Genomic DNA, 25808 nt, shown 5'->3' on the forward strand with positions numbered 1-25808 from the left:
AACGCGTGTTAGCGGTGAGAGGACCGATGGCAAAGAGCGAGGGCCGTGCCGTGGCAGAGGACGAGGACCGGGCGAGCTCAGGACAGTTCGCCCCCGGCGCCCGCGTGGTGGTGCGCGACGCCGAATGGATGGTGCGCACCTGCACCCGCACCGACAACGACGGGTACCTGCTGCGCGTGGTGGGGGTCTCGGAGTTCGTCCGCGGTGAAGAGGCGCACTTCTTCACCGGGATCGAGCACATCGAGCCCCTGCTCCCGGAGGAGACCACGCTCGTACACGATGCCTCCTCCGGGTACGCCGAGAGCCGCCTGTACCTGGAGTCGGTACTGCGCCGTACTCCGCTGCCCCAGTCCGAGCGCCGCCTGGCCACCGCCGGCGGCTTCCTCCTGGACGACAAGGTGTACCAGCGGCGTCCGGCCGAGCTCGCCCTGAAGGCCCTGCGCCCGCGCGTGCTCCTGGCCGACGTGGTGGGTCTGGGCAAGACCCTGGAGATCGGGCTGACCCTGGCCGAACTCATCCGCCGCGGACGGGGCGAACGCATCCTCGTGGTCACACCGCAGCAGGTCCTGGAGCAGTTCCAGCAGGAGCTGTGGACCCGCTTCGCCATCCCGCTGGTGCGCCTGGACTCGGTGGGCCTGGAACGCATCCAGCGCGAGATCCCGGCCGGCCGCAACCCGTTCCTGTTCTTCAAACGGGCGATCATCTCCATCGACACCCTCAAGAACCAGGGCAAGTACGGCCAACACCTACGCAACATGCACTGGGACGCGGTGGTCATCGACGAGTCCCACAACCTCATCAACGAAGGCAACCTGCGCAACAAGCTCGCCCGGGTGCTGGCCCAGCACACCGACGCCCTGCTGCTGGCCTCGGCCACCCCGCACAACGGCGACGCCCGCTCCTTCGCCCAACTGATCAACCTGCTCGACCCGGCCGCCATCGCCGACCCGGGCAACTACACCGCACAGCAGATCGAGCACCTCTACATCCGACGGACCAAGGTGCATCCGGAGGTACGCGCCGACATCGGCGACCAGTGGCCCGAACGCGGCCCCTCCGTCCCGGTGCGGGTGGCCGCCACCCCCGCCGAGGAGGCGGTCTCGGCCGAACTCACCCAGGTGTGGCTGGCAGGGGAGGCCCGCGAGGGCGGTCCGGTGGTGGCCAAGAACAACCGGCTCTTCCCCTACACCCTGCTCAAGGCGTTCCTGTCCTCCCACCGGGCGCTGGCCGCCACCGTCGGCAACCGGCTCAAAGTGCTGGAGCGCAAACACGCAACCGCCCCGGCCGCCGATCCGGCTCTGGACCGCGAACACGCCGCCCTGACCGAACTCGGCAGGCTCGCGGACAAGATCGACACCTCTTCCTCCGCCAAGTTCCAGGGCCTGCTCACACAGCTCGCAGACATCGGGATCGGCAAGAAGAGCCCCACCCGCGCGGTGGTCTTCTCCGAATCCGTGCCCACCCTGGAGTGGCTGCGCGAGGAGCTGCCCGCAGCTCTGGGCCTGAAGAAGGACCAGGTCGCCCTCATGCACGGCGGCATGTCCGACACCGAACAGCAGCGGGTCATCGCCGACTTCGCCCTCTCCGACAGCAAGGTGCGGGTCCTGGTCACCGGCGACGTGGCCTCCGAAGGCGTGAACCTGCACCGCCAGTGCCACCACATCGTCCACTACGACCTGCCGTGGTCGCTCATCCGCATCGAGCAGCGCAACGGCCGTATCGACCGCTACGGCCAGGAGTACCAGCCCCAGTTCCGCGCGCTCATCCTCACCTCGACCGTCGACGGGGCCAAGGACGACACCACCGTCGCCGAGAAACTCCTGGGCAAGGAGGCCGACGCCCACCGGAGCCTGGGCACAGCCGAAGCCGAGACCGGTCTGTACAGCGCCAAGAAGGAGGAGGACCGCCTGGTCCTGGACCTGTTGGAGGGCCGCACGGTGGAGGAGTCCCTCGAGGCCTCCCGCGCCGAGGAGGACACCGACCCCTGGGAACCGGACGCCTTCTTCGGCGACTTCGGCGTGGACGAGGACACTGCACCGCCTGAGGTGGCCCCCTCCCCGGGCCTGTTCGCCGACACGGAACAGTTCGTCCTGACCGCCTTGGACACCGTCGCCCCCGAACTCGACCTGGGACAGGACGAGACGATCCTCGCCTTCGCCCCGCCCGCCGACCTCCAGCAGCGCCTCAAGGCCCTGCCCGCCGGCTACCTGAAGGACCACAAGGTCGAGGAGCGCCTCCGGGTGACCTTCGACCGCGAGCACGCCGAGGACCGCCTGAACGAGGCCCGCTCCACCAAGACCACCTGGCCCGACACCGGCTACGTCACCGACCTGCATCCCCTCGTGGAGTGGCTGGTCGACAAGGTGCAGGTGCGCACTTCACGCGGTCGCGCCCACGTCCTGGTCGGTGAGGTGGACGAACCGGTCTTCCTGGTGCAGGGCACCTACTCCAACGCTCTGGGCCAACCCACCGTCGTGGAGTGGATGGCCGTCACCGGCCTGCCCGGCCGGGCCAGGGTGGAGGACATGTTCGAGGCGCTGGAACGTGCCGGTGTGGGACCGGGCATGGTCAACACCGGCCAGGGCGGCGACCTGGCCGCTCTGCAGGCTCTGGTGCCGGACGCGGTCCGCGCGGCCACCGCCCACCTGGAGCAGCGCCGTGATGAGTACGCCTCCCGGATCGAGGCGGACCTGGCCGAACCCGAACGCCGGGTCGCCGATTGGGAACAGCTGGCCCTGGACGGACTGCAGGAGAGCAAGCAGGACCAGCGCGCGCGGGTGCGCGAGACCGCCGAGGAACAGCGCCGCCTGCTGGAGAAGATGCGGACCGCCGGGGAGCCCCTCCTGCGTGTCCTGGCCGTGGTGAAGGGTGCGAACCGAGCATGAGCTACGACTCCGTGATCAACCGTGGCGAGTACTTCTCCGACCACTATCTTGCCGAAGTCCTGCCCAAGACCCTCAAGAAGAGCGTCTTCAAGGACTGGTCCGAGAGGGAGAGCGCCGAGACCCGGCGGGTGGCCCAGACCAAGGAGAACGAACAGGCCGCCGGGGACGAGCGGCGCCGCCGGCCGGTCACCCCCAGGGAGAAGCTGCGCCGGCTGCGCTCGCGCTACTTCGACGACCGGCCCGCCTTGGCCGAGTACACCGAACGCCTGCGTGAGAGCCCGGACTCGGTCACCGGAACACGGGTGGCGGCCCACACCGAACGCCTGCACGGGCTGCACGGGGCGATCCTGACCGCTCTGGGTTACAGCCCCAAGGAAGAGCCCTACACCGCACACTTCGAGCACGGCGACGACACCGTCGAGGTGCGCTTGGCCCTGCACGAGCCCACCGTCGCCGCCGTCGAGTGCGGTTGGGCCCCCGACGTGGATGCCGCCATGGACCCCGACGGCCCCGGATGGCTCCTGGATCCGGTCCGGCTCGGCGGCAGTGAACGCGACCGGATCGACCTGGGCACCAAGCTGGTCTCCTGGCTCTTCGCCCGCGAGGAGGGGCTGCGCTACGTCCTGGTCCTGGTCGGGGGTGTGGTCGTGCTCGCCGACCGCACCGTGTGGGGCGAGGGCCGCTACCTGGCGGTCAACCTCGACGCGGCGCTCAGCAACAACGACACCGACGAACTCGGCACCATCGCCGCCCTGCTGGGCGCCGAATCCCTGCTGCCCTCCGAGGACGGCAGCGGGGACGCCCTGTCCGAACTGGTGGAGTCCTCCCACCAGCACTCGGTGGGCGTGTCCAAGAGCCTGCGCCAGGGCCTGCAGAGCTCGGTGGAGATCATCGCCAACGAGGTCCTGGACCGGCTGCGCGAGGAGGGGGTGAACCCGCACCACATCGACACCGGTACCGGGCGCGGTTTCGCCGAGGAGCTGGCCCGACAGTCGCTGCGCTACCTGTACCGGATCCTGTTCCTGCTCTACGCCGAGGCCCGCCCCGAGCTGGGAGTGGTGCCCGCCAAGGACGAGGCCTACCTGCGCGGCTACAGCATGGCCCGCCTCGGGGACCTGGTCGTACACGATCTGCAGGGCGAGGAGGCGCGTACCAGCATCCACCTGTACGAGTCGCTGGACCTGCTGTTCGGCATGGTCAACGAGGGCCACAACCAGCGCGGGTACCAGCTCGGTGAGGAGGAGGCCGCGGGCCTGTCCGAGGGCGAGGGTCTGCGTTTCGAACCGCTCAGGGCCGACCTGTTCGACCCCGCGCGCACCCACCTGATCGGGACGAGCCTGGTCCACCCGGACGACGATCCGGACGAGCCGGAGATGCCCGCGCTCGACACCCGGCTGCGCAACGCCGCCCTGCACAAGGTCTTGAGGCTGCTCATGCTCTCCCGGGGCAGCAAGAAGGGGCGCGGCGGGTTCATCTCCTACGCGCAGCTGGGCATCAACCAGCTCGGCGCGGTCTACGAGGGGCTGATGTCCTACACCGGGCGCATCGCCGAGGAACCCCTGTACGAGGTGGCCAAGAACGGTGACCCTTCTGGTGGGTCGTGGCTGGTGCCGCACTCCAAGGTCGACGACTACCCCGAGAACGTGTGGGTGTACGTCACCGACGAGGACGGCAAACCCACCGCGGAACGCAAGCAGTACCGGACCGGACAGTTCGTCTACCGCCTGGCCGGACGCGACCGGGAGACCAGCGCCTCCTACTACACCCCCGAGTCGCTGACCCGCTTGACGGTGCAGCTGACCCTGCGCGAGCGGCTGGACCAGGACGGACAGACCACCTCGGCGCGCGAGCTCCTGGAGTGGACCATCTGTGAGCCCGCGCTGGGCTCGGGGGCCTTCCTCAACGAGGCGATCAACCAGGTCGCCACCGAGTACCTGAAGCGGGCGCAGAAGGAACGCGGCGAGGAACTCGACCCGGAGAAGTACGCCGAGGAGCTGCAGAAGGTCAAGGCCTACATCGCCCTGCACCGCTCCTACGGGGTGGACCTGAACGAGACCGCGGTGGAGCTCGCCGAGGTCTCGCTCTGGCTGAACGTAATGTACCCGGGCTTGCAGGCGCCCTGGTTCGGGCTGCATCTGCGGCGCGGCAACTCGCTGGTGGGCGCGGGTCGGCGACTGTACTCCCCGGAGGCGGTGAAGAAGGGCGAGTGGCTCAAGAGCGCCCCCGACGAGGTGCCCTTCCGTGAAGGGGACATCCCCGAGGGCCACATCCACCACTGGTTGCTGCCCGCCCAGGGGTGGGCGAGCGTGGCCGGTGAGAAGGAGGCCAAGAACCTCGCCCCGGAAGAGACGGCCAAGCTGAACGCCTGGCGTAAGGCCATGCGCAAACGGCCCAAGGCCACGGGCAAGAACTCACAGATCAAACGGCTGCAAGGGCTGTCCAGGAGAGCCGAGTACCTGTGGGGCTTCGTCATCCGCAGGCTGGAGCTGTCGGAATCGGAGATCAGCCGCCGGATCGACGTGTACGGGGCCGACTGGATCGAACAGCCCGAGAACCCGCTCGACCGTGACGAGGTCAAGGCCCGCCTGGAGCGCAAGGGCAGCCCGTACTGGCGCCTGAAGACCGTCATGGACGCATGGTGCGCGCTCTGGTTCTGGCCGGTGCAGCAGGCCGGACTGTTGGACGGCAGCGACGAGATCTACGGGCGCCTGGAGCGGTCCCTGGAATTGAGCGCCGGCGGGGGAGACTCACTGTTCGAGACCGTGCAACGGGACAGCAAGAGCCTGGCCGACCTGGACGGATGGCTCGACTTCGCCGAGGCCGTGCTCGGCTCGCACGACATCCCGGACGACTCGCTGTACGAGGGCAAGATCGAGAGCCTGGGGGAACTGGACGAAGCGGAGGAGCACCTGCCCGGCTTCATGGGCATGGTCGAGCCGCACAAGTTCGGTGAGAAGTTCCCCTGGTTGTCCGAGTCGGAGAAACTGGCCAGACAGTACGGTTTCTTCCACTGGGAGTTGCAGTTCGCTCATCTTTTCCAAGGGCGTGGTGGATTCGATATCCAGGTCGGGAACCCGCCGTGGGTGCGGCCGAACTGGGAAGAGGATAGCGTTCTTGCTGAGCAAGATCCTTGGTTTGAACTCAGCGGGCGGGCAGCTGTCGATGCAAAAAAGCTCCGGAAAGGCGTAGTTCTCAGTTCGACTCGAGTAGTTATTCATTTCCTCGGAGAGCTCGCTTCGGTAGCGGGATTGCGTGATTTTTTGTCTGATGTGTCGACCTATCCGTTGCTAGCGGGGACCCAGTCAGACCTATATCGATCTTTTATTGTTCGAACTTGGGCGAGTTCGTCTATTTCAGGGTTTTCTGGGTTGATTCATCCAGACTCTCACTTTGGAGGTGCGCGGGAGGGTGCCATGAGGGAAGCTGCTTATTTGCGCCTCAGGTTCCATGCGCATTTCTCGAACCGTCTGGAGCTTTTTGAGATTGAGGGAACCAGGCAGTTTGGTGTCAATGTCTACGGCGCTGCTAGTGATATCGACTTTATAAACGCCAGTTGGATATTTTCTCCAGCATCTTTGATGGACTCCTTGAGGGGTTGTGGCTTTTCCGGGATTCCGGGGGTCAAGAAGGATGGAAAGTGGGATGCTAGGCCGCACCCCTCTAGGCTGATCCACGTGAACTCAGAGTTGTTGCGTCAGTGGGGAAAGCTTTCCTCTTCGGGGGAAAGTTCGGTAAGTCGAATCCCTCTTCTTTATCCGGTTACCAAGGATGAAGTAGGTGCTGTGGCTAATTTGGCTGAGTATAGTTTCAGGCTTGGCTATAGTGACCCTTTTATTTCTTCTGGCTATCATGAGGCCCAAGCTAAAAATGGGGGAATTATTCAATGGCGTGGATCTCGAGTCTCTTCACTTAATGAGGTTATCATTCAGGGGCCTCATTTTTCTCAGGCGACCCCCTTTGCGAAGCAGTCGAGGATCCCGTGTAATACGAACAGGGACTGGGATGCGTTTGACCTTTCCTCTCTCGGGGGTCAAGCGGTTCCGGTGACGAACTATGTTCGTGCTTGCGACCTGGATGAATACCAGGATGCCCAGGTGAAGTGGGGCGAAAAGCGTTACACGGAGTACTTCCGTCTTGCTTGGCGGGTGATGATCCCGTTTGATACTGAGCGAAGCTTGTTTGCAGCGTTGATCCCACCTGGCCCTGCTCATGTTGATGCAGTTAATACCATGTGGGTGCGAAACAATCGAACCACCGTATTGAACGCTGGCTTCTGGTCTTCGCTTCCGCTGGATTATTTGCTGCGGATCACAGGGCGTTCTCACCTGAGAGTGTCTGAAGCCAACAAGATGCCCGCCCCGACCCCCGGCCACCCCCTGGAAACCGCGCTTCTCGTACGCACCATGCGACTGAACTGCCTCACCGACGCCTACGCCCCGCTCTGGTCGGAGCTCTACGACGACACCTGGCGCGGGCAGACCTGGGCCGTCGACTGGGAAGGCCTGGCCCCGCTCAACGAGGTCGGCCCGGAGTGGGAGTGGGCCTCACCTCTACGTACCGAACGCGAACGCCGGGCCGCCCTGGTCGAGCTCGATGCCCTCGTCTCCGTCTGGCTGGGCATCACCGCCGAACAGCTCGCCGTCGTCTACCGCTCCCGCTTCCCGGTCCTGTCCGACTACGAGGCCCAGATGTGGTTCGACGCCAACGGCCGCAAGATCGCCAAGAGCCACAACACCTTCGGCTACGGCCAGACCAAGGAGGACTACCTCGCCCTCCAGAAGTACCTGGACTCCGGCAACCCCGCCGACATCCCCGAGGGCTACTCCGCGCCGTTCTACAAGGCCGACCGCGAGGCCGAGTACCGCGAGGCGCACGCCTACTTCACCGGGATCGTCGAGCGCGCCAAGCGCGAGGGCACCTGGACCGCACCCGAGCGCCCGACCGGTCCGGCCGCCACTTCCGTCGGCGATGACCCCGCCCCCACACCCCTCGCCCCCGGGGAGGCATGACCGTGCAGCCCACCCTCGCCGCGGCCGAAGTCCGCCGGAACATCACCCAGTACCTGTCCACCACCTTCGCGCTCGCCGACGAACCGGTCCGCGAGAGCCTGGAGTCCTTCCTCAACGACCCGGCCCAGGGCATCTTCCGCGGCCCCTACCTGCGGGTACGCACGCCTTTCCGTAAATCCGACGACTCCTGGCTCTCGGCCCTGGAATGGCACCCGCCCGGCTTCACGCCCTTCCTGCACCAGGCCAAGTCCTTCCACCGGCTCTCCTCCCTGGACAAGGCCCCCGAGCCCACGCTCATCACCACCGGTACCGGATCCGGCAAGACCGAGTCCTTCCTCGTGCCGGTCCTGGACCACTGCCGCCGCGCCCGCGCCGCCGGCACGTCCGGGGTCAAGGCGATCCTGCTCTACCCGATGAACGCCCTGGCCACCGACCAGGCCGAACGGCTCGACGAGTACCTGGCCGACCCGGCCCTGTCCGAGGTGACCGCGGGGCTCTACATCGGTGACACCCCCGCCGACGGGTACGAGCGTGTGGCCACCTCACGCGGTGAGATCCGGCGCCTGCGCCCGGACATCCTGATCACCAACTACAAGATGCTGGACCTGCTCCTGCAGCGCGGCGACGACCTGCCCCTGTGGCGCGGCTCCGAGCTGTCCTACGTCGTCGTCGACGAGTTCCACACCTACGACGGCGCCCAGGGCACCGACGTGGCGATGCTGCTGCGCCGCCTGGCCGCCGCCACCGGCAACGCCCGCCCCGGTCGGCCGCTGGGCAACATCTGCCCCGTGGCCACCTCGGCCACCCTCGGCCAGGACGAGGCCGCACCCAGCACCACGGCCGAGACGGCCCTGGACGCCCGCACCCCCGCCCGCAGCGTGCGCGAGGTGGCCGCGACCGTCTTCGGCACCCACTTCGGGCCGGACTCCGTGGTGGGCGAGGACCGGCTGTCCCTGAACGAGTTCATGGACACCCTGGACTACGAACTCCCCCTGCCCAACCCGGTGCAGGTGGGCAACCTGCCCGAACCGCACGGGGACCCGGCCCGCATGGGGCCGATCATGCAAGCCTTCACCGACCGGGACGACCTCACCCCCAAGCAGCTCGGCGCGACCCTGCGCAAACACATCCTCACCAAGGCGGTCCTGGCCATCCTGGACGGCACCGTGCGCTCCCTGGACGAGGTGCTCGCGCACCTGCCGGAGAACGGCGCCTACATGTGGGGCCAGGCCATGCGCAGCACCCCCGAACTGACCACCGAGGCCCTGGCCCGCTACCTCGCCCTGCTCTCCCTGGCCCGGGACCCCGACGTGCCCGACGGTGAGCCCGACCGTCCGCTGGTGACCGTGGAGACCCACCTGTGGGTGCGCTCGGTGGCCCGGCTCCTGCGCGCGGTCTCCGACCGGGCCTCCTTCACCTGGCACGGGGAGAGGCCCGTCGGCCGGGCCGCCGAGACCGTCACCGGCACCCTCGGCCACACCCACCTGCCCGCGGTCTACTGCCGTCACTGCGGCCGGTCCGGATGGGCGGCCGTCTCCCCGGAATCGACCCCCCAGGACCTGGTCACCGCACCCGAGAAGATCTACCGGACCTCGATCACCGCCAAACGCGGCCTGCGCCCACTCATGCACGCCACCCGCGAGGAGGCCCTGAGCAGCGACGCCAACCGGGCAGTGCGGGTGCTGTCCTCCTCCGGAACCCATGCGCGCCCGGCCACCCGCGCCGACGTGGACGCCTACGACGCCGGGGAACTGGACGGGGTCTTCGTGCTCACCGACCTGCGCCACGACAAGCAGGCCTTCCGGGAGGCGGAGAACGACCGCTGCCCGGTCTGCGACGCCGACCAGGGCACCCGCTTCCTCGGCTCCGGGCTGGCCGCCCTGGCCTCGGTGGCGGTCACCGAACTGTTCACCGGCGGCCAGCTCACCCACGGCGGCGACGTGCCCAAGACCCTGCTGTTCAACGACTCGGTCCAGGACGCCGCACACCGGGCCGGGTTCGTCGCCAACCGCTCCTACACCTTCTCCGCGCGTTCCCTGCTCACCTCCCAGATGCAGAAGGACGGCACCCCCAAGGACCTCAACGACCTCATCGCCGACACCGTCCTGAAGGCCCGCGAACCCAGCTTCCTGGCGTGCGTGGTGCCCCCGGCCCTGCACGACCGGACCGGCATGGACGAACTCCTGGCGGGTGAGAGCAGCGGCAGCGACACCCAGTGGGAGATGGTGGCCGAGCGTCTGGCCTTCACCGCCGTCATGGAGTTCGGCCTGCGCTCCCGCCAGGGCCGCACCATCGAACTCACCCGCACCGCCACCGCCCACGTGCGCCTGGACGAGCCCGACAAGATCGCCGCCCTGGCACGCGACGTGCTCCAACACAGCGGTGAGGCCCTCACCGGCCTTCCCGAACCCGAGGTCTTCCGCGGTTACGTACGTGGCCTGCTCGAACGCCTCCGCACCCGCGGAGGCATCGCCCACCATTGGCTGGACCGATGGATCCGCAACGCGGGAACCAAACGCTACGGCACCATCTGGGGCGAGCGTCCCGACGGCATGCCGGCCTTCCCCAAGCCCAAACGCGGCATCACCCTGCCCGCGCCACGTTTCCTGCTCGACCGCAGCAAACAGGGCAGCGAGTTCGACTCCATCGCCGGCAAGGGCACCTGGTACCAGGACTGGACCACCCGCTGCCTGGGGGTGCCCGCCGACACCGCCACCCGCTACCTGGGGCGCCTGTTGGAGGTGTTGCACGACGAGGGGATCATCAGCCGCTTCACCACCGACGACAACACCACCCGCGCCTACGGGCTCACCCCAGGACACATCAGCGTCACCAGCATCCATCCGGACACGGTCTCCCGGGCCGGACTGATCTGCCCGGTGTGCAACTGGCGCCAGACCGTGCCCCTGGACCACCAGCAGGACTGGCGCAGTACCCGCTGCCCCCGCTACCGCTGCGCAGGCGCCCTCCAACCCGACGAGGACCTGCGCTTCCGGGGCGACTACTACCGGCAGCTGTACCGGAACGCCGACCCCTTCCGGGTCACCACGGCCGAACACACCGGACAGCTCACCCGTGCCCAGCGCGAACGTGTGGAACGGGCCTTCAAGGACGGACAACGCCACACCGACCCCAACGTCCTGTCGGCCACCCCCACCCTGGAACTGGGCATCGACATCGGCGACCTGTCCGCCGTCATCCTCGGATCCCTGCCGCACGGGCCCGCCAACTACGTCCAACGGGCCGGCCGCGCCGGGCGCCGCAGCGGCAACGCCTTCCTGCTCACCATGGTCGGCAGGCGCGCCCGCGAGCAGTACTACCTGCAAGAGCCCCGCGACATGATCGCCGGGCGCATCGCACCCCCGGGCAGTTTCCCCTCCGCGGTGGAGATCCTGCGCCGCCAGTACCTGGCCCACCTGACCGACCTGGCCGCCCGCGGCCACCTGCCCGGCGTCCCGGCCCTACCCGGAAAGGCGGACGAACTGTTCGGCGAGCTGGGCTGGCTGCGCGGCTTCACCACCTCCGCGCTGGAAGCCGGACCACGCTTGGTGGAAGGTTTCCTCGACCTCTTCACCGGCGCCGGCCACGACGTCGACCCGGGGGCCGCCGCGCAGTTGCGCGACTTCGCCGCCGCGGGGCTCAAGGACAAGACGGCCGAGGCCGAACGCGCATGGGGCGAACGACTGGACGAGCTGCTCCGGCGCGTGGGCACCCTCAGGGAGGAGAGCGGCCGCCTCCTGGACTCCGACCCCGAGCAGAAACGCCGCAAACGCGCACTGAACGCCGAACGCTCCGCCGTGCAGCGGCGCATCGGCGAGATCAACCGCACCAGCGCCCACGGTGCCCTGGTCGAGTACGGGGTACTGCCCAACTACTCGCTCATCGACGGCGCCGTCGAGATGGAAGCCACCCTCACCTGGGACGAGGAAGGGGCCGACGGCGACCGCGTCTTCCGCTCGGAGGTACGCGAGTACAAACGCGCGGCCCGCATGGCCCTGACCGAGTTCGCACCCGGCAACCACTACTACGCGCGCGGTTTCCAGCACACCGTCGACGGTCTCGACATCGGCTCCCGCGCCCGGCAGGCCTACCATCCCTGGCGGGTCTGCCCGGGCTGCGGACACGTGCGCACCCACAACGCCGAGAGCGACACCTCGCCCTGCCCGCGCTGCAACAACGCCTTCATCGGCGACCGCAGCAGCCTGCACCTGGTCCTGGAACCCACCCGGGTGCACGCACGCGACCGCCGCGAGGACGCCCTCATCCGCGACGACCACGACGACCGGCGCCGCGAGTACTACCAGACCGCAGTGGCCGTGGACATCCCCCAGGACCGCATCGAGGAGGGCGCCTGGCGCCACGCCAGGCACGCATTCGGTGTGGAGTTCACCCGCGAGGCCACGGTGCGCCGCTTCAACCTGGGCCGCCAGGGCGCCAAACGCTCGGTGGAGGTGTCCTTCGCGGGCGAGCAGGTCGCCGTCAACCCCTTCCAGGTGTGCCGTTCCTGCGGCGGAGCCACCGCGGGCGAGCCCACCGAGGCCGCACCCGGCGGCCTGGTCAGCCAGTACGACAACCAGCGCGGCTACCACCGGCCCTGGTGCCCGCAGCGGCGCGGCGACCAGGTCGAACACGTGCCACTGCTGTTGGCCCACACCCTGCGGACCGAGGCGCTGCGCATCCTGCTGCCCGTGGCGACCGTGCACACCCAAGAACGCATGGTCAGTTTCAAGGCCGCGCTCATGGCCGGGTTCGCGCGCGTCTACGGTGGGGCACTGGACCACCTCGACGCCGTGGTGGCCACCATGCCCGACGAGTCCACCGGCCACCAGCGCCGCTACCTCGTCGTGTACGACACCCTGCCCGGCGGCAGCGGTTACCTGAACCCGCGTTCGGGCGCCGACGGCATCCGCGAGGTCCTCACCGCTGCCCGCGAGGTACTGGAGCACTGCTCCTGCGGGGACGAAATCACCGGACGCCAGGCCTGCCACCGCTGCCTGCTCGCCCACGTCAACGACGCCGAGTTCCCCTTCGCCGACCGCGACGTGGCCCGGCGCATGCTCGCCGACCTGCTCGACGACTGGCGCACCGACACGGTCGCCCACACCGGGCTGATCTCCCTGTGGGACCAGGTCGAGAGTGAACTGGAGGGCCGCTTCCTCGGTGCTCTGGAACGCTGGGCCCAGGAGGGCGGGGCCGCCCGTACCTTCCGCCGCGAGGGCGAGGACGCCGGACGCAAGAAGGCCGTCCTGCAGCTGGACACCGGGAAGGAGGTGGTGAGCTGGGACGTGATCCTGCAGAACACCATCGAACGCACCCGCCCCGACGTGGTCTTCCGGCGCCGGGACTCGGCCCGCCAACAGGTCGCCGTGTACCTGGACGGATACCGCTACCACGCCGCCCCGGACAAGAACCGCATCGCCGGCGATGCCGCCAAACGGGCCTGGCTGCGCTCCCAGGACATCACCGTCTTCCAACTCACCTGGGACGATGTGGAGTTCCTGGAGAAGGGCAAGGACGCCGCAGTGGTCCGGAAGGGCTCCCCGGTCTGGGAACCCTACGGGACCCGTGGACGCATGGCCGCCCAGCAGATGTTCTCCGGGGCCGACCCCAAGGAGTTGGAACGGCTCACCTGGGTCAGCCCGGCGGTGACCCTGTTCGCCTACCTCACCGACCCCGACGACAAGGCCTGGGCGAGCCGCGCGGCCGGACTGGTCGCCGGGATCGCCGGGACCCGGGGCAAGGACCAGACCCAGCTGCCGGGCCTCGACCTCGCTCCCCGGTTCACCTCGGTCCTGGAGGGCGAACCGCTGCCCGATCCCGTCCGGCGCGGCGACTGCCAGGTGGTGCGCGGCCACGACGACACGGGTCTGCGCACCGTGGTCGTACGGAAGCTCCCGGAGAAGGTCTACAGCGGATTCGTGGTCCTGGACGACCGTGACGAGACCGTCACCGCCGACGAGGAAGCCCACAAGAACCGCTGGAAGGCCTGGCTGTACTGGGGCAACCTGCTGCAGTTCCTGCCCGGCCAGAACGGCGACGGTGCCCAACTGGCGCTGAGCACGTCGGGAACCTTCGACGCCGCGGCCCTGTCCGCTTTCGGCGGGCACAGCCTCGACACGAGCCTGGCCACACACCCGCCGACCACCGAGGAGATCGAGGAACTGCTCGGCGACACCCTCGTTCTCACCAGTGCCCCCGAACCCGCGCAGACCGCCGTGGAGACGTCCGAGCCCGACCACACCTTCGTCGCCACCGTCGACCCGGCTTGGGACCAGGCCCGGAAGTGGATGGAAACCGAGGACCCGGCGCTGCTCGAACTGGCCGAGGAACTGTCCCGGCGCGGGGCCGCCGCACCCGAGGTCGGCCACGAACTGGAAGGACCCGGCATGTGGGTCGCCGAACTGGCCTGGCCCGACCGAGGGGTGGCCGTGGTGCTTCCCGCGCAGTTCCACGGCAGCACCGACGACCGGGACCGCTGCGTGGACGCCTACCACGCCGCCGGCTGGCACGTGCGCGAGGCCGCCGACTGGGATGTGTCGGAGCTGTCGGCCATGCTGGCCGGAGCCGGCTCAGGGACCGGAGACGGCCCCGGCCGGGAAGAGGAGAACACGAAGGGATGAGCGTGCCGGGAAAGACGACACTGCGACTGCTCGACAAGGCCGACAAGCAGATCCGCAAACTCCCCCAGAACGTCAAGGGCGCCCTGTACGACTTCCAGTACAAGTTCAGGGAGAACCCCACTGCCACGGGACTGCGGTTCAAGCAGCTCAAGGGGCACGACAAGCTGCACTCGGCCCGTGTCAACGCCGACTACCGGGCGTTGCTGTTCCACGTGGGCGAGGGCGACTACATCCTGGTCGATGTCCGTAAGCGCCAGCACGTCTACGACAACCTCGACCGGTTCCGGTACGAGGTCAACAAGGTCACCGGTGCGCTGGAGATCTTCGGGATCGTCGCCTCCCGCGACGTGGTCGAGGAGAGCCCCGGGATCGGGGAACCCTCGGAACCGGGTGCGGCCCAGGAGACCGGAGAGCCCGAGGAAGCGGAGGAGGCCGGGCAGGCCGCTCCGGGCACCGCCCCGGAAACCCGGAGCGCGCCCACCGCGGACGCGGACCCCGCCCTCGAGGAGGCTGCGACCGACGAGGCCGCCCCCGAAACGCCCTCCACACCCGCCTCGCCCCCGCTCTTCGCCGATTACACCGCCGAACAGCTGCGCGAACTCGGGGTCGCCGAAGGGCTGATCAGTCCGGCCCTGGCCCTCACCACCGAGAACGGCCTGCTGGAGATGGTCTACGGGGCGCCGAGCCACACCGAGGAGGTGCTGCTCGCCCTCGCCGACGGCAACGGTTTCGACCAGGTGCTCCAGAACATCACAGGCCCGGTCACCGCCGAAGGCCCGGTCGACACCTCCGACTTCAGTGCGGCCCTGGCCCGGCCCGCCACCCGGGTCACCACCTCCGACACCGATCTGCGCGAGGTCCTGGAGGACGACTTCTCCGCCTGGAAGGTCTTCCTGCACCCCACCCAGGAGAAGCTGGTCGAACGTACCTACCGCGGCCCCGCCCGGATCAGCGGCGGTCCCGGTACCGGCAAGACCATCGTGGCCCTGCACCGGGTCAAACACCTGGTGCAGCAGCTCCCGCGCGGACGCAACAAGGCGGTCCTGCTCACCACCTACAACACCAACCTCGCCGCCGACCTGCGCCACCGCCTGTTGGACCTGGCCGGCCAGGACGTCCTGGACCGGGTCGACATCGTCAACATCGACAAGCTCAGCTTCCGCATCGTCAACGAGAGCGGCCAGGGAAGCCACGGACGCAGGCCCATCTCCGACGACCAGGTCGCCCTCGAGTGGCGAAGCATGCTCACCGAACTCGGAGAACAGCACTGGCCGGCCGAGTTCCTCGAGGACGAGTGGAACCAGGTCATCCTCGGCCAGGGCGTACGTTCCCGTTCGGAGTACTTCCGGGCCCGCCGCGCCGGGCGCGGACAGCGCCTCAGCCGCGGTCAACGCGCCGAGATCTGGCAGCTCGTGGAACGGTTCACCATGCGCCTGGAGGAAAAGGGCAGGTGGACCTACCGCCAGGTCGCGCAGGCCGCCGCCCAGGCCGAGGGGGAACGGGCCGCCAAGATCCTGGCCAACCGTGAACGCGAGGCCCAGGAGGGCGGACAGTTCCTGCACCGGCCCGACGAGTCCATGACCAACCTGCGGTTCCGCTACGAACACGTGGTGGTCGACGAGGCCCAGGACCTCAGCTCCGCACACTGGAGTCTGCTGCGTGCCATGGTCGACCAGCGCGAGAACGACATCTTCCTGGTCGGCGACACCCACCAGCGCATCTACGACAACCGGGTCTCCCTGGGCGCGCTCGGCATCCGGATCCGCGGCCGTTCCTCCCGGCTCACCCTCAGCTACCGCACCACCCGGGAGATCCTGGGCTCGGCGCTGGGGCTGCTGGGTGAGGAGGACTGGGACGACCTGGACGACGGCGCCGACACCCTGTCCGGGTACCGGTCGGTGCTGCGCGGTCCCCGGCCCACGTTCCGCGGCTCACCCACCTGGGCGGCCGAGTGCGAGGCCGTCGTGGCCTGGGCCCAGGACCTGCTGCAGAACGCTCCCCGCGACACCGTGCCGTCGATCGCGGTGGCCGCCCCCACCAAGAGGGAGGTCGACGCGGTCCAGTACGCGCTCAGCAAGGCCGGGGTACGTGCTGCCTCCCTGGGTAAGGAAGGGCCGCCCGCCGGGTTCGAGCAGGCCGTGCACGTGGGCACCCTGCACCGGTTCAAGGGGTTGGAGTACCAGCACATGGCCATCGCCGGGGTGAGCGAAGGGCTGATACCCCGTGCCGGGCTGGACCGCCTGCGCGAGTCCGCCCCCACGCGCTACCGGCACGAGCTCCAGAAGGCGCGGTCGCTGGTGTTCGTGGCGGCCACCCGTGCCCGCGACTCGCTGACGGTTTCCTGGCACGGAGACCCCAGCCCACTGTTGCCGAAGAAGGCCGTGCGGGCGGCAGCGGGCGAGGAAGAAGCCAGGGTCGATGACGGCGGCCTGTTCCAACCCGCCGGCACGTTGTTCTGAGACCGCTTCCGTGGTGACCGGGCCGGGCGGCCACCGACCGTCGGCCCGGTCCCGGAGCACTGTCGAAAATGAAGCCGACCGGTCTCCGGTGCACAGCTCTGCGTGGATTCCCTGTGCCCGGACCGGTCGGCCTGCCCCGGGGAACGGTGTCCACCCATGGTGCGCGAAGAGAAAGAATGTCCGTGTTCTTCCGCGCCTTGTTATGGTCGCGATTCATGGGGGAGTTCAGCGCTGCCCGGTTCGAGTGTAGGGACATTCCGTTGCGTATGTGGCCTGTTGGAGACGCTCGGTACCGCTGTGCGGTTCACCCCTGTCGCAGCTCCGCAGGCGGGCGAGCGATGCGAAGGGCATGTTGCTGTCGGTGGCGCTGTCCGCCAGAGGGCCCTGTCTCTCCGGTGATGTGACAGTCCCTTCTGCTGCAGTACCGAAAACGAATCGGTACCGGCACGGTGGTGGAGGTGAGTTTCCTGGTGACACCCACTTTCACTCCGGAGAGTATGTGAAACACAGCGTGCCGTGTGAAAAGGCGACCCAACTCAAGTGCGCATGTTCCGGTTGCGGAGGAAGCCTCCACAGGTGGACCGGGCATGTGCGCCGGGCAGAACCCGGACACGAAGAGGATCGTGAGCGCTTCCGGGACGCAGCCGAACAGGAATGGCTGCGTAGCCGAAGCCGCTTCGTGGCCAACAAGTGGCGTACCCCGACCCTGTACCTCCGCCGTGCCGGAGCTGGTCTGGCGGCTGCCGACACCGTGGATTGGCTCGTACGGCACCCCGGAGAACGTGAAGATCTCAAAGGGTTCGGGTATCGGATCCACAGCGATGTCTTCGGTGGTGAGATGGCCACCGAAGCGCAGGAACGAAAAAGGAAAGACCCGGCCTTCGCAGAATACGGAAGCCACACCGCTGGGCATTTCTGGTGTGAACTGCTCTCCGAACTCGCGCTCACACTGCACAGGATCGGTAACGTCTCCGACCAAGTACCGGGGGAGGTCAAAGCGGTACTGCTCGAGAGCGAGAACGCACCCGAATGGGGACCGGTGCGGACCGCATTGGCAGATACCGCATTGGACGGACTCTGGAAGATCGCGCAGGAGACTCTCGCCTCGAACCCGAGAACCCTGGCCAGAGGACTGCGGCTGCTCGCGCTCCTCATCTGCCCCGACCCGGGCGCGCACGAGCGGGTGACGGAGGCTTCCATGGGACCCCTGGCACGTGAAGTGTTCTCCGAAGAGACCGAGGGACGCCTGGAGTTCACCCAACTACTCGGTGGCTGAGGCAGTACCAGGGGCTTGCTGCAACCAGTGAACGCCGGCCCCGGCCAACGAAGCAGGAACAGCCCGCAGGCAGCGACCCGCCTTGAGCATGTGCGGCCGGCCATCGCCCCGATCGGTCGGTCTCGGCCACCACGAGGCCCGAGGGGGCGCTGCTGTGGGATCCTGACCCCGTGATGAGCGCAGAACCCGATCCCACTCGCACGTACCTGCTGATCCTCAGCGAACGCGAGGCCGTGGCGTGGGTGCTCCGGCACCAGCAAATGGCCTTCCCCTCGACCCGGCGGGCGGAGGTGGAACGGCTCGCCGTGGGTGACCGGTTGCTCCTGCTCACCACGCGCGGGTGCTGGCACAACCCGACCCGGGACCGCACCCGCATCATCGGGACGGCCGAGGTGTCCTCCCCGGTGCGGACCTACGAGGAGCCGGTGACCATCGCAGGAAGGGACTTCCCGCGCGGGTGCGACCTGCACCTGGACAACGTCACCCCGTACCGCACCGGGGTGGAGCTGTCCCCGCTCGTACCGGAGCTGGAGGCCTTCCCCGACGCCCGCCCGGGCGCGTGGGCGGTCCGGATCCGCAGGCCGCTGCTGGAGCTGGGACGGGCCGATGCGTGGCTGCTGACCGGCGAGCTCGCTCGGGTGGCAGGCGACCCGGCGGAGCTGGTCCCGGAGTACGTGGAGAAGGTGCGAGCGGCGGTTTCCCGCTGAGTCGAGGGCGGAACCGGGGGAGAACTGTCGCCAGGAGAATCCGAAGCAGCTTACGCTGCGAAAGCCGATCCGGAGGGTTCCGCGAAAGCGGTTGGCGGGATCAGGGGAAAGGGGCGGGAACGAATCACGTGTCCTCGGTCCGGACTTTCCAGGGATCGCCACGAGGCATAGCATGCAGGACGATCGACCGAGAAGAACGGAGGCGATATGGTCCGTGTCCCTTTGATGGTGCTCTTGGCCGGTTTGCCACTGACAGCCACGGCACTGATCGTAGCTGTGGTGAGTGGGCCGACGACTCCGCTCGTGTGGACCCTGTGGGCGTTGTGGGGTATTGCCGCGATCGGTGGCGCATGTGTCTACCTGATCGCTCGCAAGCGTAGTCGGATTTGATCGACCATTACCGACCCCGAAGGATGTTCGGGACCGGTAACGACCAGCCTGAGAAGGACCGATGCTCGACGATCCCGAAATCCCCGACCTGCTCACACCGGAACAGGCCGGCGAACTCGTCGGTATGAGCAAACAGGGTGTGATGAAGTTGATCCACGCGGACCGTCTCCCCGCCCGTCAGGTCGGACGCCAGTACGTCCTCCGGCGCAGCGCGGTGGCCGATTACCGAGAAACCCGAGAACATCTGTAGCGACACAAGCGTGTGCAGTGGCGCGTCGCGGTACCGAGAGGCCCGCACTGCGCTCGGCGCGCCCGTGGGCTTCTACGGGTGCGGACCCGGGACACCGTGAGGCACGTGGTCGCGGTCAGGCCTCACCCCCGAACAGGGCTGCCCGTGCCGCCCATGGGCGCTGCACGAAAGGCTGCTGCCGTGCATGCGGGCCCCACGTCACCCGGTCTTGAAGACCGTGCTCATGTGCCACTCCAGAGCTTCCGGGGAAGGATGGTTCGCCTTCTCCCGAGGGAGGGCCACCGGTCTGCTCTCCAGGGCGGCGTACTCCTGCGCGTCGGGAAAGTCCTTGTGCAGGCGGGGACTGACCCGGACCCCCAGGTCCGGGGCGCTCGACAGGTAACCCGTGTCGAAGAGCTTGTGCACGTCCGAACGCAGCAGGAGGCCGTTGTCGAGCCGGTGCAGCCCGCCTTCGGAGACCGGGTGGATGTGGGCGGCTTCCAGCGCGGGGCGCAAGGCCTGGTGAGTGATGGCGCACCGGCCTTCATAGGAGTCCAGCAATGCCAGCTTGAACGCTTTCTGCCCCAGACGGTGCCGGGTGGGACGGGCTTCGCCGAACATCGGCCCTGAACGTTCCCACGTGGCCGCCACGGTGCTCTGTTCCTCGGAGACGACCTCCGCGGGACTCTGACTCAGGATCCGCTCGGCGATGGGAGTGAAATAGCCGGCGTACTCGTGGTTGACGATGTCCTCGTAGCCCTTGCCCTGAACGGCACTGTAGCGCCAGTTCGGAGGCGGGCCGAAGGTCTCCTCCTCGGGCAGGAACACCGGGTCGCGCAGCATGATGCAGCGGATGAGCGGATCTTCTTCGGGAGGGATCTTGTTCTTCGTTCGGTAGCCGTTGATCGCCTCGAGTGCCTCCTCGTGTGACCTTCTTCCGTTCCCCTCACCGAAGGACTCCCAGGCCTCGGACAGAGGGGCGGGCACGGTTCCGCTGAAAACGGCGCCGCCGACGATCCGGTCGTGCGGTTTCTTGGTCTTGAACAGGAACAGATCTCCGGGGGAGAGCGCCCGGAAAGGTTTCCCGGAGGGGCGCCAGAAGTTGATCTCGTCCAGGTGGGGGCGCTGAGCGAGGAAGCCGGCCCAGGCCTTGTCAGTGACGCCGACGAATGCCTTCATGTCCGACATTGTGGGTCAGGGCGGCTGCAGAAGGTGTCCTGTGACCGGAGATGCCACTGATGCAGACGGAGCTGTGCAGGCGAAAGGCCTGGGCACTCGCCTGTGACCACATCCGGCCAAGGGGATTCCCGCGACGAGTGAAGGGGCGGCCGAGTGAATGGGGTTCCATGGTTCGGACGGTCGGCACCGTGTTCTCCCGAGGCGGTCCCTGCGATGCCGGCGAGTACACGGATGCGAACGCGTGAGGGAGGCAGCGAGCGCGGGTGAACGCATCGGACGGACCCGGGTCCGTACCGCAGCACCCGAGCACGCGGCCGAACGTGTCCCGCTTGCTCCACCCTGCCGATGCGTGCGTCGCCAGGGTGTTGCCCGGCACGTCCGCCCCCTCGTTCTCCTCTGATCCCTCTGCCCGCTACCTGGAAACGACAAGGACCCCCATGGCAGTAGAAACCTTCGACAGCACCAAGGAGTTCCTGGAAGAGCTGCTCAAGAAAGTGGCCGACGGCCGTATCCAACTCCCCGATTTCCAACGGGGGTGGGTATGGTCCCAGGAAGGCATCGCCAGCCTGCTCGCCTCCATTTCCCAGGGGTACCCGGTCGGTACGCTCATGTTCCTGCGGGCCGGAGGGGAGACACGTTTCCGTCAACGGCCGGTCGAAGGGATCCGCACGGTTTCCAAGGACGCCGAATCACTCATCCTCGACGGGCAACAGCGGATGACCTCGCTGTTCCAGGCCATCACTCTCAACGCCCCCGTACAGACCCATGACGAGAGGGGCCGGAAGGTCGCGGGCTGGTTCTACCTCGACATCGAGGCGGCGGTGAACCCGGAGATCGATCGCGAGCTCGCCGTGAAGTTCCTGCCCGAGGACAAGATCGACAGAAATCCACGTAGGAAAACTACTCTGGACTGCTCCACTCCGGAGAAGGAGTACGAGGCGAAACTCTTTCCCCTCAACCAGATCCTGGATTCCAGCGACTGGGCGGAAGGGTTCCGTGAACACTACGACTACGCCAAACCCGTCCGTGAGCTGTGGAAGCAGTTCAGTACCGATGTCGTCAAGCGTTTCGAGCGGTACCAGCTCCCGCTGATCGAGCTCGGCAAGGAGACGCCGCGAGAGGCGGTGTGCCAGGTCTTCGAGAAGGTCAACACCGGTGGTGAGGCGTTGACCGTGTTCGAGCTGCTGACAGCGACCTTTGCCGCCGACGAGTTCGAGTTGCGTCCGGACTGGGAGCAACGACGGAACACGTGGCTGAACGACAGCCGGTACAGGGTCCTCGAACACGTGAAGGACACCGACTTCCTCCAGGTCGTCACGCTGCTCGCCACCCAGGAACGGAACCACGTCTGGCTCGCAGGGGGAGGGGACCGGGACAGGGCGCCCCGGGTCGGCTGCCGCCGTGCCGAGATGCTGCGGCTGTCGCTGGAGGACTACCGGGGATGGGCGGACAAGGCCGTCGGTGCGCTGCTGACCACCGCGGAGTTCCTCTACGACCAATGCGTGTACGACACCAGGTTCCTGCCCTACGGGACGCAGATCCTCCCCCTCGCAGCGATCTTCGCGACCCTCGGAGAAGAGGCGGAGACCCCTTCCGCGCGTGAAAAGATCTCCCGGTGGTTCTGGTGCGGAATCCTCGGCGAGATGTACGGGGGCAGTACCGAGTCCCGGTTCGCCCGGGATCTGCCCGATGTCGTCGCCTGGGTGCGAGGCAAGCACTCCGTGCCACGCACGGTGGAGGAAGCCCAGTTCTCCGCAGGACGCCTCGAAACACTGCGCACCCGTAACAGCGCCGCCTACAAGGGTATCTACGCCCTACTGCTCAAACGCGACATCAGCGATTGGCGGACGGGAGCCAACATCAAGGCGGACACGTACTTCGACCACGCCATCGACATCCACCACCTCTTCCCGCAGAAGTGGTGCGAGGACCAGGGCATCCCGCGCGACCGGTACGACGGCATCGTCAACAAGACACCCCTGTCGGCCAGGACCAACAGGTCCATCGGAGGACGCGCACCCAGCTCCTACCTCGGCCGTATCCAGGAGGAGAACAGGATTTCCACCGAACAGATGGACTCCTACGTGGAGCGGCACCTGATCGACCCCGAGCACCTGCGCACGGACGACTTCGAGACCTTCTACGAGGCCCGCGCGGCCCTGTTGACCGATCTGGTCGCCGAGGCCATGGGCAAACCCGTCACCCCCTCGGAGGATTAGAGGAAGGGCGAACCCCGTCCGGCCGGGCCGTTTCGGGAAGAAACGACAGCCCCCGTGTCGAAACCGGGCCCGGTCCCGGTGCTGCCGCTGAGCACCGGGACCGGGCTGAGGCGCGGTGTTTCCCGCGCCGGGACCGAGTTTCTCCGCGATGGTTTCCTGCGCGGCAGCCGCGTCTATGCCGCGAAGCCGCGGATGCGGTGCTGCATGACCCGGTAGGGCCAGCCTTCCTCGGTGTTCCACTGGCTGACGCTCAGATGCAGATCGTCCAGTGTCGAGCCGGGGATGATGTAACCGCCGTAGAGCTGGGCCACGTGGGAACCGTCCTCGTGCCCCCACGCGCCGCCATGGATGAGGGTGCGCCGATGGGCGGTGTGCAGGTTCGAGGTGGGCGTGTCCACGATGATGCCGTCGATACGGTAATCGCCCGCGTTGAACCAAGTCAGGACCCACTTGCCGCCGAGCGGGCGCAGACACATCTCGCCGAAGGCGCCGTCGAGGACCGGTGTGGGCGGGTTGCCCCAGCCCCAGGCCCCGTCCCGGTAGCCCCACGGTTCGTAGGCGGCCGGGTCGGCGATGGAACCGGACCGGACCCGGTGCAGGATGATCGGCCGACTGCGGTCGAAGGACGTGGAGTAGACGTAGACGTAGCCGTCGTTGCCCTCACCCCACGTGAGCAGCTGGAACAGGCCGCCGTGCAGGTCGGGGGCGAACTCGGCGCCGGTGTGGACCCAGGTGGCGCCGGAGTCGTCGGAACGCCAGATCTCGGTCCAGACCACGTTGCCCAGGCCGTTGTTGACCATCGCGTGCAGGTACATGCTGTTGCCGATGGTGATCACGTCGGAGGGCAGCACGGTGGTGAAGACCGGGTTGTCGTGGTCGTAGTACCAGAGCTGCTGGGCGGCCTCACCGCCCACGGCCCCCGACCATTGCACACCGGAAGCGAGGTCGGTGGTGGTGGAGTACAGGGCGGTGGGCGAGCGCCACCACCCGCCGCCGACCCAGGCCTGTTCGAAGCTGTCACCGAAGACGAAGAGCGTCCGTCCGTCGGGGGTACGGACCGGGATGCCCAGGTCGGTGGCCTCCATCCGGAAGCGTGTGGTCAGTCCGGGGCCGGTGAGATCGGCGACCTTGGTCACCTGCAGTGCTTGGGATCCTACGTCGTCGGCTCGGGCCGGCGAGGCTGCGCCGAGCAGGAGTCCGGAGCCGAGGAGGGCCCCGGCCGAGGTGCGAAGAAACGCGGACCGGTTCATCCGGGGCGCGGCCGCGTGCGGGGGGTTTCTGTCACCGCGGTCGGTCAAGTTCGCTCCTACTTGTGAGTAGTGGATGCTCAGCATCGAGAACCCGCGGCGGCGGTGTCAACCACCCCAACGAACAGTTCTACGGACGGTGGTGAGGGCACAGCGCACGGTCCCGGCGGTGTTTCCACCGGCCTTTCCCGAGCAACGAGAGGGCATGAGACCTCGCGGAGCCGAACACGCTTCCAGGACCCCCGGTCAGGGCCGGCCCGGACCCGCCCGCGCCGGGGCCCACCACCGCGTGCTCAGACCTCCAGCCCGCGCAGACGCTCCGCGACCTGCTCAGCGCGCGGGTCCCCGTGGTCGGTGAAGTGGTCCAGGGCCGAACCCCACACCTGGCGGGCACTTTCTGTCTCCCCCAACACCACGTGCGCCTCGCCCAGGCCCAGCAGTGCCACGGCCCGGCTGTCGCCGTCCTCGTGCTCCTCGAACACCGCGATGGACGTGCGGTACTGCGAGGCGGCTTCGACGGCTCGGCCGGAGCCGAGGAGGGCACGCCCCAGAGTGCAGCCGGCCCACGCCACGCTCCACACGTCATCGATGCCCTCGAAGGCCGCGACCGCTGCCCGGCCGCGGTCGAGGGCCTCCTCCCACCGCCCGGAGTCCGCGCTCAGCTCGGCCAGGCTCAGCAATCCCATCGCTTCACCCCGGCGTTCGCCCGCCTCACCCAGGACTGCGATGGCGCGTTCGACGAAGGCGTGAGCGCTCTCGTGTTCGCCGAGCTGCCAGGACACCTCGCCCAGCTGGCGTAGCGCGAACCCTTCCACCCACGGGTCACCCGGCCCCCTGTTGGCCTCCAGAGCCGCGCGGTAGTGGCCCGAGGCCTCATCCAGCTCTCCCAGCAGCCATTGCGCGTCGCCCATCCCCAGGTGGTTGCGGGCCGCGCCGAAGGCGTCGCCGGCTTCCTCGGCGGCCCGCAGCCCGAGAGTGTGCAGATCGCGCCACTGGTGCCAGTGCCGGTGCATCTCGAAGAGCGGGTAGGCGGTTGCGGGCAGGCGCCAGGCGACGTCGTGGTGGCCGTGTTCAAGGGCGGCCTCCGCGGCGGCGACCAGGTTGGCCCGCTCGGTCTCGAACCAGGCCCGTGCTTCCTCCACAGAGGTCAGGGCAGGAAGCTCCTCGGGTGTCTCGCTCCCCCGGACCACGGGGAAATTCGGATGCTCGGCCAGCTGGGCCCGGGCAGCGGCGTGGGTGTACCAACGCGCCACGTCTCCGACGGCCTCGCGTGCCGCGTCGATCCCGTCCTCGTCATCGACCCGCTCGAGGGCGTACAACCGCACCAGGTCGTGCAGGCGGTAACGGTCCGTGCGTGGGCGTTCCACGAGATGGGACCGCGTCAGTTGGTCCAGCAGCTTCCGCGCACGGTCGAGCGGCGTGCCGGTGAGTGCGGCGGCGGCCCCGGGGGAGAACTCCGGACCCGGATGCAGACCCAGACGGCGGAAGAACCGGGCGGTGTCGCCGTCCAGGGCCCGGTAGGAAGCCGACATCACGGAGCGCAGGTCAGACAATTCGTCCTCCTCGAAGGTCGTTCGGACCGGAGGAG

At 68.0% G+C, this 25808-nt stretch carries 11 protein-coding genes; 8 read left to right on the forward strand and 3 right to left on the reverse strand.

The window, feature by feature from the left end; genetic code table 11:
• Positions 1-26 precede the first annotated feature (26 nt).
• From D456_RS0118625 to D456_RS0118655, 7 genes are all read left to right on the forward strand, one after another.
• A complete protein-coding gene (locus D456_RS0118625; RefSeq protein ID WP_017577697.1) occupies positions 27-2885 on the forward strand; it encodes a helicase-related protein in 2859 nt (952 codons plus the stop codon).
• Positions 2882-7894 (forward strand): Eco57I restriction-modification methylase domain-containing protein, encoded by a 5013-nt coding sequence (locus D456_RS0118630; protein WP_017577698.1) that lies wholly within the window; start codon positions 2882-2884, stop codon positions 7892-7894. The genes D456_RS0118625 and D456_RS0118630 overlap by 4 nt, the downstream gene beginning before the upstream one ends.
• Positions 7891-14514 carry a DEAD/DEAH box helicase gene (locus D456_RS0118635; protein ID WP_017577699.1) on the forward strand — a complete coding sequence of 2208 codons (6624 nt, stop codon included), beginning with the start codon at positions 7891-7893 and terminating at the stop codon, positions 14512-14514. Before D456_RS0118630 ends, D456_RS0118635 begins: the two co-directional genes overlap by 4 nt.
• Complete coding sequence (locus tag D456_RS0118640; RefSeq protein WP_017577700.1) at positions 14511-16973, forward strand: UvrD-helicase domain-containing protein; 2463 nt, start codon at positions 14511-14513, stop codon at positions 16971-16973. The genes D456_RS0118635 and D456_RS0118640 overlap by 4 nt, the downstream gene beginning before the upstream one ends.
• A gap of 589 nt (positions 16974-17562) precedes the next feature.
• Positions 17563-18249: a hypothetical protein gene (locus D456_RS0118645; RefSeq protein ID WP_017577701.1), complete on the forward strand. Its 687-nt coding sequence runs from the start codon at positions 17563-17565 to the stop codon at positions 18247-18249.
• Positions 18250-18422: 173 nt separating this feature from the next.
• Complete coding sequence (locus D456_RS0118650; protein WP_040699651.1) at positions 18423-18956, forward strand: hypothetical protein; 534 nt, start codon at positions 18423-18425, stop codon at positions 18954-18956.
• Positions 18957-19407: 451 nt separating this feature from the next.
• On the forward strand, positions 19408-19596 hold the full coding sequence (locus D456_RS0118655) for a helix-turn-helix domain-containing protein (protein WP_017577703.1): 189 nt from the start codon (positions 19408-19410) through the stop codon (positions 19594-19596).
• A gap of 198 nt (positions 19597-19794) precedes the next feature.
• On the opposite strand, the gene D456_RS0118660 is transcribed toward D456_RS0118655, so the two are convergent.
• Positions 19795-20754 carry an HNH endonuclease gene (locus tag D456_RS0118660; RefSeq protein ID WP_026116010.1) on the reverse strand — a complete coding sequence of 320 codons (960 nt, stop codon included), beginning with the start codon at positions 20752-20754 and terminating at the stop codon, positions 19795-19797.
• A 437-nt stretch (positions 20755-21191) separates the two neighbouring features.
• On the opposite strand from D456_RS0118660, the gene D456_RS0118665 reads away from it, so the two are divergent.
• The gene (locus D456_RS0118665) at positions 21192-22973 is read left to right on the forward strand and encodes a GmrSD restriction endonuclease domain-containing protein (RefSeq protein ID WP_017577705.1); all 1782 of its coding nucleotides are present in this window, start codon (positions 21192-21194) and stop codon (positions 22971-22973) included.
• Positions 22974-23146: 173 nt separating this feature from the next.
• Here D456_RS0118665 and D456_RS0118670 read toward each other — a convergent pair whose 3' ends face one another.
• Together D456_RS0118670 and D456_RS0118675 are read right to left on the reverse strand one after the other, a co-directional pair.
• Entirely contained in the window at positions 23147-24271 is a 1125-nt protein-coding gene (locus D456_RS0118670; RefSeq protein WP_017577706.1) for a DUF4185 domain-containing protein, read from the reverse strand.
• Positions 24272-24513: 242 nt separating this feature from the next.
• Positions 24514-25773 carry a tetratricopeptide repeat protein gene (locus D456_RS0118675; RefSeq protein WP_017577707.1) on the reverse strand — a complete coding sequence of 420 codons (1260 nt, stop codon included), beginning with the start codon at positions 25771-25773 and terminating at the stop codon, positions 24514-24516.
• Positions 25774-25808 lie beyond the last annotated feature (35 nt).

The sequence above is a fragment of the Nocardiopsis kunsanensis DSM 44524 genome, assembly GCF_000340965.1.
Lineage (GTDB): Bacteria > Actinomycetota > Actinomycetes > Streptosporangiales > Streptosporangiaceae > Nocardiopsis > Nocardiopsis kunsanensis.

Coding starts and splice junctions, on each gene's coding strand:
- D456_RS0118625 (WP_017577697.1), top strand. CDS start 27: ATGGCAAAGAGCGAGGGCCGTGCCGTGGCAGAGGACGAGGACCGGGCG.
- D456_RS0118640 (WP_017577700.1), top strand. CDS start 14,511: ATGAGCGTGCCGGGAAAGACGACACTGCGACTGCTCGACAAGGCCGAC.
- D456_RS0118655 (WP_017577703.1), top strand. CDS start 19,408: ATGCTCGACGATCCCGAAATCCCCGACCTGCTCACACCGGAACAGGCC.
- D456_RS0118630 (WP_017577698.1), top strand. CDS start 2,882: ATGAGCTACGACTCCGTGATCAACCGTGGCGAGTACTTCTCCGACCAC.
- D456_RS0118665 (WP_017577705.1), top strand. CDS start 21,192: ATGGCAGTAGAAACCTTCGACAGCACCAAGGAGTTCCTGGAAGAGCTG.
- D456_RS0118635 (WP_017577699.1), top strand. CDS start 7,891: ATGACCGTGCAGCCCACCCTCGCCGCGGCCGAAGTCCGCCGGAACATC.
- D456_RS0118650 (WP_040699651.1), top strand. CDS start 18,423: ATGAGCGCAGAACCCGATCCCACTCGCACGTACCTGCTGATCCTCAGC.
- D456_RS0118660 (WP_026116010.1), bottom strand. CDS start 20,754: ATGAAGGCATTCGTCGGCGTCACTGACAAGGCCTGGGCCGGCTTCCTC.